At 73.3% G+C, this 8,780-nt stretch carries 8 protein-coding genes and 1 pseudogene; 5 read left to right on the top strand and 4 right to left on the bottom strand.

What is annotated here, in order from left to right; genetic code table 11:
- Positions 1-158: 158 nt before the first annotated feature.
- Together GEV10_22505 and GEV10_22500 are read right to left on the bottom strand one after the other, a co-directional pair.
- Positions 159-776 carry a TetR family transcriptional regulator gene (locus tag GEV10_22505; GenBank protein MQA81220.1) on the bottom strand — a complete coding sequence of 206 codons (618 nt, stop codon included), beginning with the start codon at positions 774-776 and terminating at the stop codon, positions 159-161.
- A gap of 26 nt (positions 777-802) precedes the next feature.
- Complete coding sequence (locus tag GEV10_22500) at positions 803-3,322, bottom strand: phosphoenolpyruvate synthase (GenBank protein MQA81219.1); 2,520 nt, start codon at positions 3,320-3,322, stop codon at positions 803-805.
- A 73-nt stretch (positions 3,323-3,395) separates the two neighbouring features.
- Here GEV10_22500 and GEV10_22495 point away from each other — a divergent pair.
- The 5 genes and pseudogenes from GEV10_22495 (at position 3,396) to mscL (ending at position 6,036) form a co-directional block, all read left to right on the top strand.
- A pseudogene (locus tag GEV10_22495) lies at positions 3,396-3,483 on the top strand (ligand-binding protein SH3).
- A gap of 145 nt (positions 3,484-3,628) precedes the next feature.
- Entirely contained in the window at positions 3,629-4,033 is a 405-nt protein-coding gene (locus GEV10_22490; protein MQA81218.1) for an FmdB family transcriptional regulator, read from the top strand.
- A gap of 76 nt (positions 4,034-4,109) precedes the next feature.
- Positions 4,110-4,931: an S-methyl-5'-thioadenosine phosphorylase gene (locus tag GEV10_22485; GenBank protein ID MQA81217.1), complete on the top strand. Its 822-nt coding sequence runs from the start codon at positions 4,110-4,112 to the stop codon at positions 4,929-4,931.
- Between the two features lie 9 nt (positions 4,932-4,940).
- On the top strand, positions 4,941-5,573 hold the full coding sequence (cpaB, locus tag GEV10_22480; protein MQA81216.1) for a Flp pilus assembly protein CpaB: 633 nt from the start codon (positions 4,941-4,943) through the stop codon (positions 5,571-5,573).
- A 64-nt stretch (positions 5,574-5,637) separates the two neighbouring features.
- Positions 5,638-6,036 carry a large conductance mechanosensitive channel protein MscL gene (gene mscL, locus GEV10_22475; GenBank protein ID MQA81215.1) on the top strand — a complete coding sequence of 133 codons (399 nt, stop codon included), beginning with the start codon at positions 5,638-5,640 and terminating at the stop codon, positions 6,034-6,036.
- A 177-nt stretch (positions 6,037-6,213) separates the two neighbouring features.
- Here the strand turns inward: mscL and GEV10_22470 are convergent, their stop codons facing one another.
- A complete protein-coding gene (locus GEV10_22470) occupies positions 6,214-8,217 on the bottom strand; it encodes a hypothetical protein (protein ID MQA81214.1) in 2,004 nt (667 codons plus the stop codon).
- Positions 8,207-8,773 carry a copper resistance protein CopC gene (locus tag GEV10_22465; GenBank protein MQA81213.1) on the bottom strand — a complete coding sequence of 189 codons (567 nt, stop codon included), beginning with the start codon at positions 8,771-8,773 and terminating at the stop codon, positions 8,207-8,209. Before GEV10_22465 ends, GEV10_22470 begins: the two co-directional genes overlap by 11 nt.
- Between the last annotated feature and the right edge of the window lie 7 nt (positions 8,774-8,780).

Below are 8,780 nucleotides of genomic sequence, written 5' to 3'. Positions count from 1 at the left end.
GTACACAACCTGCGGCGCCTCTTCACCACCAGCACAGCGACCACCCAGCCAGCATGACCCGGGCACACCCCCCGACTCACACATCCTCCCCATAGTCACGCCATCACCACACCGGACCCCAAAGCGCAACAGCCTCCCTGGTCCGGTGAGGGTGCCGCTCACGGGTGTGATCCCCCGGTACCCCGCTCGACCGCTCGACCACGGAACAGCGGCAGCAGGACGTCGTCGACGATGTCGACGATCACGTCGTCGGCGATGTCGGGGCCATGGAACAGGAAGTGGTGGCGGAGCAGGGCCTGACCCACCTCCAGCCGCCGCGGGGTGAGGGCACGTGAGTCGACCTCGCCGCGCTCGGCCGCGCGGTCGGTGATCTCCCGCATCGTCCGCACACCCGAGCCACGTGACCAACCGCGGACGACGGCCGCCTGCTCCTTGTCGCGCAGCACCTCACTCAGCACCCCCTGGAACGCCTCGCCCAGCGGGCCTGCGAGCATCTCGGCCGCGGAGCGCAGTGCCATGAGGAGGTCGCCGCGCAGGCTGCCGGTGTCGAACGCGTGCCGCTGCGGGCGCAGGTGGTGGTAGACGGCGTCCATCACCAGCTGCACCCGGGTCGGCCAGCGCCGGTACAGCGACGCCTTGCTCGCGCGGGCGCGTTCGGCGACGCGTTCCATGGTCAACCTCGGGTAGCCGTGGTCCTCGATCTCCGCGAACACCGCCGCGAAGATGGCCTCGTTGAGGGCGGCGCCGCGCCGCCGCGGCCGCTTGCGGTGGTCGATCGCCTCGTCGACGCCCGGTCGTGCTGTCACCGCGAGACCTCCGGTTCGGCCAGGGTGACCCGGCCCGCGTCGCCGTCGACCGTCACAACCTGGTCGTCGCTCAGCGCCGCGGTACCGCTGCCGGTGCCCATCAGGGCCGGGATGCCGTACTCCCGCGCGACGATCGCCGCGTGCGAGCCGATCCCGCCCGAGTCGACGACCACGGCGGAGGCGAGCCGGAACAACGGTGTCCACGCCGGGTTGGTGTACGGGCAGACGAGCACGTCACCGGTGCGCAGCTTGCCGAAGTCCGCGACGTCCATGACCACCCGGACGGGTCCCGTCGCCGAGCCGCCGCTCGCCGAGGCGCCGCGCACGACGGCCTCGCCGTCAGCCGTGCCCTCAGGGCCTGTGCCTGGAGGAAACACCGCGCTGAGGTCGATGAGGCGTACGCCGGATAGCTCCTCCCGCTTCGCCGCCCTGGCGACCACCAGCCCCCGCAACTGCTCACGAGCCTGCTCGCCGAGAGCGTCGAGGTCACGGATCGCCTCGATCTCGTCCAGACGCAGGTGGAAGACCTCGTCGGTCTCGCGCAGGACGCCGGCCTCGCGCAGGCGGCGCCCGATCTCGAGCAGTGTCCGGCGCAGGATCGGCAGCGCACGGGTGAAGTGGAAGTGCGAGTCCTCGCGGAACGCGATGCCGGCGCGCGCGGCGTCGACAGTCGCGAGCACGCGTGCGCGCCTGCGTGGGTTGCGCAGCGCGCGGTGCTCGAGCAAGCGCTCGACGGCCCGCTGGGACCTGCTGGTGTCCGGCGCCGGCTCGGGCGGCCGGTCGACGAGCGCCTTGACCAGGGTGAGCACCACCTCGGGAGCCTCGCCCCACGTCGGCGGCGAGACGAGCACGGGACTGGCCGTCTCGCGATGGCCGTACGCGGTGAGGAACGTCGCGAACGCCTCGCGGAAGGCGGCGAGGTCGGGCTCGTCGCGGACGGCGCCGACGAGCCGTTCGCCGTCGAGCTCGGCGAACCGCGCGCGCAGGTGCGGGTCGTCGCGCACCATGTCGGCCAGGTCGCCCAGCGCACGGTTGGCCGCCTCGGTGAGCGTTGGGGCGCCGACGGCGAGGTCGGCGGTGAGGTCATGGCGCCCGAGGCGCAGCAGCGTCACGACGAGCCTGGCCATGCCGACGGCGAAGCCGGGCAGGTAGTCGGTCCGCAGGTCGGTGATCGGCCGTACCAGGTCGAGTGCCTCGCGCGGCGCCAGGACCAGCTCGGGCCACGCCATCGCCGCCGGGTCGCGGGCGGCCTGCACCTCGACCCGCCGGCAGAGGTCGGTGAACCGGGGGTCGTCGGTCCACCGTGCCGGGTCGAACCGCCTCGCCTTGCGCAGCATGCGGAACGGTGCGGTGAGCAGCCGCGGTGCCGGTCGCGGCACCGGCGGGACGAACCTGTCGACGACGCCGTCGGTCTCGGGCAGCATGTCGGCGAACGACTGTCGCAGGCCGACATCGCGCAGCACGTCCTCCATCATGCCGACCGGCCCGTACGGCACCCAGGTGGTCATGTCGATCGGGTACGGCCGCGACGTGACGTAGTCGAGCAGCACCGGGGCGATGCGGCGTCGCAGGGGCCCGAGCCGCAGCGGCGGAGGCGGCAGCGCCGTCATCGGCCGCGCCTGCACGAGCCAGACCCTGCCCTCGGCGACGGCCCACTCGGTGTCCTGCGGCCGGCCGTAGTGCGACGCCACGACCGTGCCGAGTCGTGCCAGCTCGCGCAGCGACGCGTCGGTGAGGACGCGGCCGCCCTCCTGCTCGTCCGTGCGGTGGGTCACTCCACCGCCGGCGGACCCGCGGATGACGACCTCGCGACGCCCCGGCGTCCACTCCGTGACCCGTCCCCTGCGGTCCAGGACGTAGTGGTCGGGCGTGACGAGACCCGAGACCACCGCCTCGCCGAGTCCGGTGCTCGCGTCGACCACGATCTGGTCGCGCCTGCCCGTCACGGGGTTCGCGGTGAACATGACGCCCGCGCTCTCGGCGTCGACCATGCGCTGCACCACGACGGCGATCAGGACGTCGCCGGAGTCGACGCCGCGTTGACGCCGGTACGCGATCGCGCGCTCGGTCCACAGCGACGCCCAGCACCGCGACACGGCGTCGACGACCGCTTCGGCCCCGATGACGTTCAGGTAGGTGTCCTGCTGCCCGGCGAACGCCGCGCCCGGCAGGTCCTCGGCCGTGGCGCTGGAGCGTACGGCCACCGGCCCGCCGCCGAGGTCGGAGTACGCGCCGGCGATCGCCGAGCGCAGCTCGTCGGGGACGGCGACCGCGGTGACGTCGGCGCGGATGCCCGCCCCGTCGTCCTCGCCGGCGGCGAGGCGTGCGGCGATGCGCTCGCCGAGCCCGGCCCCGTCGACGACGACGGCGTACGCGCGCGTGGTCACGACGAACCCGCCGGGCACCGGGAACCCGTGGCGGACGAGCTCGCCGAGGTTCGCGCCCTTGCCGCCGGCGAGGTCGAGGTCGTCGCGGCCGACGCCGGCGAGCGGGACCACGAACGGCGGGTCGACCATGATCACGCCTCAGCACGTTAGTGAACGATCCGTTCTCTAACGGTTAGCGTAGCACCGCGTGCGCCGGGCGCAGCCGCGACGACCCTGGGGTCCCCAGCCGGGGCCTAGACACCCGCTGGGGACCCCGATGGGGGTGGGCGCCACGACCGGGGACCCCAGGCGGGACCGGGATCACCACCGGGGACCCCAGCCGTGGCGGGCCGCGGTCGGGCGGGACGCGGCGGCAGCGTGCAGGCACTCGCGCGGGTGAGTATGATTGGCAGTCGTAGGCGCGGAGTGCCAGCGCCTCGATTGCCTGGAGGATCTGTGCCGACGTACGCGTACACGTGTGCCGACTGCGCCACGCAGCTCGAGGTCGTGCAGCGCATGACCGACGACTCGCTCGTGCGGTGCCCCTCGTGTGGTGCTGACGGTCTCCGCAAGGTGTTCCAGCCCGTGGGCGTCGTCTTCAAGGGCTCCGGGTTCTACCGCACCGACAGCCGCGAGAAGGCGAAGACCAACGGGTCGAGCAAGACGAACGGCTCGGACTCGACCAAGGAGAAGAGCACCACGTCGAGCGACTCCTCGAGCGGCTCGACGAGCGACTCCGGCTCCTCCGGCTCGTCGTCCTCGTCCGACTCGTCCTCGTCCGGTTCGTCCTCCTCGGGCTCGAACGGCTCGACCGGTTCGTCGACGAGCAACCCGAGCACGGCCAAGGCCGCCTCGTCCTGACCCGTCGTCAGGTCACGTCGGATCGGGCTGTGGACAGCCGTCCGACCCACCCCCCGGCTCCGCTAACGTCGCCGGCATGACGACTTCCGCGACGACTCCGGCCGCCGAGATCGGTGTGATCGGCGGCACCGGCTTCTACTCGTTCCTCGACGACGCCACCGAGGTCCGTGTCGACACGCCGTACGGCGAGCCGAGCGATCCGCTCACCGTCGGCACTGTCGGCGGACGCACGGTCGCGTTCGTCCCGCGTCACGGCCGCGACCACCGCTTCCCGCCGCATCGCATCCCGGCCCGGGCCAACCTCTGGGCCCTGCGCTCGCTCGGCGTGCGCCAGGTCGTCGCGCCGGCAGCGGTGGGCTCGCTGCGACCCGAGATCGGCCCCGGTGGGCTCGTCGTGCCCGACCAGCTCGTCGACCGCACGTCGGGCCGGGCGTCGACCTACTACGAGGAGGGCGGCGCCGTCCACGTCTCGTTCGCCGACCCGTTCTGCCCGCAGGGCAGGTCCACCGTGGTCGCGACCGCGCGCGGCGCCGGCCTGGCGCCGGTCGACGGCGGCACACTCGTGATCATCGAGGGCCCGCGGTTCGGCACGCGCGCGGAGTCACAGTGGTACGCCGCGCAGGGCTGGTCGACCGTCGGCATGACGGCGCTGCCCGAGGCGGCACTCGCCCGCGAGCTCGCACTCTGCTACACCGGCATCGCGCTGGTCACCGACCTCGACGCGGGCGTCGAGACCGGCGAGGGCGTCACACATGCCGAGGTGCTGCGGGTGTTCGAGAAGAACCTCGACCGGCTGCGCGAGCTCGTCCGGCAGACGATCGGTGCCCTGCCCGCCGATCGCGCGTGCGGGTGCGGCGACGCGCTCGCCGGTCTTCCGCTCCCGTTCGAGCTGCCCTGAGGTGACCTCATGCCTCCTCGTGCCACGTCCGGTCTCCGCGACCTGCGCCGCGCCGTCGCGCGGCACCGCCGGCTGCTCGCGGCCGGCCTGGCGGCCGCGGCGACTGCGCTCGCCCTGACCGCGCTGCGTCCCGAACCACCGCCCACCACGTCGGTGATCGTCGCGGCCACCGACCTGTCTGCCGGCGCCGACCTCCAGGCCGCCGACCTCACCACCCGCGACCTTCCCGCCGACGCCGTTCCCGACGGCACGGTGACCGACGACGCGGAGCTGGTCGGCCAGGTGCTCGCCGCCCCGGTCCGGCGCGGCGAACCGCTCACCGACGTCCGGCTCGTCGGCGCGTCGCTCGCCGCGTACGGCGAGGGCAGGGTCGGCACCCCGGTGCGCATCGCCGATCCCGGAGTGGCCGCGCTGCTGCGTCCCGGCGCCCTCGTCGACATCCTCGCCGTCCGCACGGCGGGCGGGCTCGACGCCACCGGTCCCGCCAAGGTGGTCGCGGCGGGCGTCCGGGTGGTGTCGAAACCGGCGACCGAGACCGGTGCCGCCAGCGGCACCCTGGTGGTCGTGGCGACCACACCCGAGCAGGCCGCGGCGCTCACGCGCAGCGCCGCCGGCTCGCGCTTGTCGGTAACCCTCCGTTGACCGGACTCCCCACCGGCCGCGGGTAGGGTCCTCCCTGGATCGCATCCGTCCCAGGAGGGAACCAATGAAGGGCTTCCGCGACTTCGTCATGCGCGGCAACGTCGTCGACCTGGCCGTCGGCATCGTCATCGGGGCCGCGTTCACCACCGTGGTGACGGCCCTGGTGGACGGGTTCATCACTCCGTTGATCACGCTGATCACCGGTGGCGCCAAGGTCGGCGGCAGGTTCGTCGTCAACGGCGTCGCCTTCGACTGGGGCGGGCTCGTCTCCGCGATGATCTACTTCATCCTCGTCGCCGCCGTCATCTACTTCCTCGTCGTGCTGCCGATCAACAGCCTGCGCGCGCGGGTGAGCCGCGGCGAGTCGCCGGCCGCTCCGCCCGAGGACATCCAGCTGCTCACCGAGATCCGCGACGCACTCAAGGAGCGCAACGAGCAGACGCCCGGCCCCGGCCAGCACTGAGCAGCCGGCTGGCGACCCCGGGCGGGTGACAAGGGTGGACCCGGTCGTGGTGCCGGTCACCTCACGGCCGCAACACGTGAACGGCACCCTCACCGTGTCGGGGCACGGTGAGGGTGCCCCTCACGGGTTCGCTCCTGCGGTGTCCTCAGGGCTTCACCTGATCAACGCCGGCGGGCGTCAGGAGCGGCGGCGGGCGCGTTCGGCTTCCGCGTCCGCCCGGTCGAGGGCGCGGTCGTACGCGGCGGCGCGGCGGCGGTCGGCGGCGACCCACTGGACGAACAGGGCACCGAGCACGAGCAGCACAGGGATCTCGCCGAACGCCCACCCGATGCCGCCGCCCAGCCGCTGGTCGGTGAGCAGGTCCGCGCCCCACGGCCGGTCGAGCAGGGCGTAGTACTCGCTCCCGATGATGCGTCCGTACGACATCAGCGCGACGGAGAAGAACGCGTGCGTGGCCATGACGACCAGCAGCAGCACCATACGCAGGGGGTACGGCAGGCGCCGCGACCCCGGGTCGATGCCGACGAGCACCCAGAAGAACAGGCCGCCCGAGAGCAGGAAGTGCGCCTGCATCAGCAGGTGTCCCCAGTGGTCGCGCATCAGCACGTCGAACAGGCCGGTGTAATACACGACGTACAGGCTCGTGACGAAGATCGCCGCAGCGACGAGCGGGTGGGTCACGACCCGCGCGAAGCGGCTCTTGAGGAAGTCGAGCAGCAGCCGGCGCAGCCCCGTGCCGTCGGACCGCGCGGGCAGGGCGCGCAGCGCGAGCGTGATCGGGCCGCCGAGGACGAGCAGGATCGGCACCACCATGTTGAACGACATGTGCTGCACCATGTGCAGGCTGAACAACACCATGGCGTACTTGCCGACCCCGCCGCTGGTGAGGACGAGCACGGCGGCGAGCCCCCCGAACCAGGCGACGGTACGGCCAACCGGCCACCGGTCACCGCGGCGCGCGAGCACGCGCAGGCCGGTGAGGTAGAGGGCGCCGGCCAGCAGCACGAACGTCAGCCAGAAGCCGTCGAGGTAGGCCTCGCTGACGAGCCGCCACGGCGTCGGCGCTGGTGGCATCGGGAAGCCGAGGATCGCTTCCGCGGTCGTCGGCATGGTCTCCGGCTCGTCGGGCACGGGCGTCGGGGTGCGCGACAGCCCGACGGCGAGGCCGACCGCCGCGCACATCACGGCGACCTCGGCCGCGGCGAGCCGGACGAACGGGCGACGGGTCGTGTCGAGCCGCGGAGCGGTGCGGCTCCTGTGCAGCCATCCGGCCGTGACCAGCAGGGCGAAGGCGAGCGCCTTCCCGAGAGCGAGCAGGCCGTACCTCGTGTCGATCCCGTCGAACCCGCCGATCCGCACCCAGGCGTTCGCCAGCCCGCTGAGGCCGACCGCGACCGCGCACCAGAGCGCGAGTGCGCTGAAACGCCCGAACGCCGTGCGCAGCGGTACGTCGGGGTGCCCGGCGACCAGCGTGACGCCCACCAGGCCGCCGATCCACGCCGCCGCGGCCACCACGTGGACCAGCAGGCTCGACTGCGCGAGCGTGTGATCGGCCACAGCCGCCGAGTGCCCGGCGAGCGCGGGCACGGCCATGCCGGTGTAGGCGGCTACCGTGATCAGCCCGCCGGCGCGTGTGGTCGACGCCGAGCCGGACGCCAGCGCGATGACCGCCATCAGCACGACCTGCGCGAGCAGCGCGCGGCCCTGCACGGTGTCGGTGACGAACGACGAGATGCCCGGCTGGGTGACGGCCGCTCCGATGGGTACGCCGAGGAAGTCGGCGTAGGTCAGCACGATCTGTGCCGCCGCTGCGACCACCCCGACGCCGGCGGCCACACCGGCCGTCCTGACCAGGCGCACGCCGGGTGCGGTGAGCGTGCGTGCCGCACCGGTGGTGGCGGGCAGCAGCATGGTGGCGGTGAGCGCGGTGCCCGCGGCCACGACGACGGCGGCGTCGGTGAGGAACCTGACGATCGGCAGCAGCCAGCCGACGAGCGGCCCGGCGTCGGGCAGTCCGGCGGGCGCCGGCTGCGGCGAGCCGCCCCCGACCCACAGCACGCCCACCAGGGTGAGCACGCCGATCGCGAGACCGCCGAGCGCGTACGGCCACGGCCACCGGCGCCGCTCACTCGCGCCCGGGTCGGTCGTACGGATCGTGTCGGTCACGTCGTCAATCATCACGCCTGCGCCTTTCCCAGACGACGACGGCCGCCCCGCCGGCGACGACGGCACCGCCGAGCAGGATGTGTCCGAGGTGCCGCTCCACGAACGGGCGGTCGTCTCGCGCCTGGGGCGTCGGGGTGGGCGACGGCGTCCGCCCGGTCGCCGTTCGCGTGGTCGGCGACGCCGACCCGACCGCGCCGGAACGCACGCGGAACGCGAACCTGCCGGACAGCGGATGCCCGTCGGCCGACACCACGCGCCAGCCGACCACGTAGCGCCCCGTGGATGTGAAGGGCTCGACCCGCTGCCTCACCACCTCGCCGGCGACGTCCGGCTCACCGACGCTCACCGTGCGGCCATCGGGATCCGCCACGGACACGGTGACGAACCGCTCCTGCACCTGCTCGTCGAAGGTCAGCGTCACCGCCCGCAGGGGAGACGTGACCGCGGCGTCAGCCGTCGGCGACGAGCCGACGAGTCTCGTGTGCGCCGCGGCCACCGGCGCAGCGACGAACAGCATCGCACCGCACACCGCGACGGCGGCCGTCACCAGCGTCGCGGCGGCCCTCAGCACCGCTCCA

The sequence above is a fragment of the Streptosporangiales bacterium genome (genome assembly GCA_009379955.1).
GTDB lineage: Bacteria > Actinomycetota > Actinomycetes > Streptosporangiales > WHST01 > WHST01.
This window is presented reverse-complemented; position numbering and strand designations above follow the sequence as displayed.